Below are 1,082 nucleotides of genomic sequence, written 5' to 3' on the forward strand. Positions count from 1 at the left end.
GGACGAAGCCGCTCCGCGGCATTGGCGCTTGTGGCCAGCCTTGGGCATTGATCAAGCCACTGTGCATTCGGGAATGGGCGGACCTGCCTGACGATTGGGACCTTCTCAATCGACAGACAGGAGGCTTCCATGACAGAGGAGAGAACCACGCCGCTGCGCGAGCGGATGATCGAAGACATGCGCATCTGGGGCATGGGTGAGAGCGCCCAGAAAGCCCACATCCGGGCGATCAAGAATTTCGCTGGTTATCTCGGGCACCCGCCCGACACAGCGACGCCCGAGGAACTTCGGGCCTACCAGCTGCACATGACCGATACCGGCGTTTCGGCCTCGACGTTCAACGTGCGGATTTCGTCGCTGCGGTTCTTCTTCGGCATCACCTGTGGCCGCGAGGAGATGAAGCGGTACATGCAGTTCCGAAGCAAACCCCGGAAGTTGCCGATCGTCCTCAGCGTCGAAGAGGTGGGCGACCTGATGGCGGCGGTGCCCGGACCAGGGCTGAAGTACCGTGCAGCGCTGGGTATCAGCTACGGGGCCGGTTTGCGGGCCTCCGAGGTCTGCAATCTCAAGGTCACGGATATCGACAGCGACCGGATGCTGATCCACGTCGAAAATGGCAAGGGCAGCCGGGACCGCAAGGCGATGCTGTCGCCGGGGCTGCTGGAGCTTTTGCGCGACTATTGGTGCGAGGCGCGGCCCGAGGGCTGGCTGTTCCCGGGCAAGCCGAAGATCAACCCGCTCTCCCCGCGGCAACTGAACCGGGCGTTCACCTCTGCAAAACACATGGCCGGGATCAACAAGCCCGCGACCCTGCACACGCTCCGCCACAGTTTTGCGACGCATCTTCTGGAGGCCGGGACAGATGTACGGATCATCCAGGTTCTGTTGGGCCACGCCAAGCTCACCACCACTGCCCGCTACGCGCACGTCGCGACCAAGACGATCCGCGCCACCGTGAGCCCGTTCGAACGCCTAAAGGAGTTGCAGGACCATACCCTCAGACGCGGGCTGGAGTGACCGGGCGCCGGGGTGTCCCGGCCGAAGCTGGAGATCGCTGACATTTTCCGTGCTCATGGCCCCGC

1 protein-coding gene is annotated in these 1,082 nt (G+C 63.5%); it reads left to right on the forward strand.

Annotated features, from left to right (window positions below):
- Window positions 1-129 precede the first annotated feature (129 nt).
- A complete protein-coding gene (locus tag ACTXGA_RS24470; RefSeq protein WP_443397318.1) occupies window positions 130-1,017 on the forward strand; it encodes a tyrosine-type recombinase/integrase in 888 nt (295 codons plus the stop codon).
- Window positions 1,018-1,082 lie beyond the last annotated feature (65 nt).

The organism is Antarctobacter jejuensis (genome assembly GCF_052266595.1).
Taxonomy (GTDB): Bacteria; Pseudomonadota; Alphaproteobacteria; order Rhodobacterales; family Rhodobacteraceae; genus Antarctobacter; species Antarctobacter jejuensis.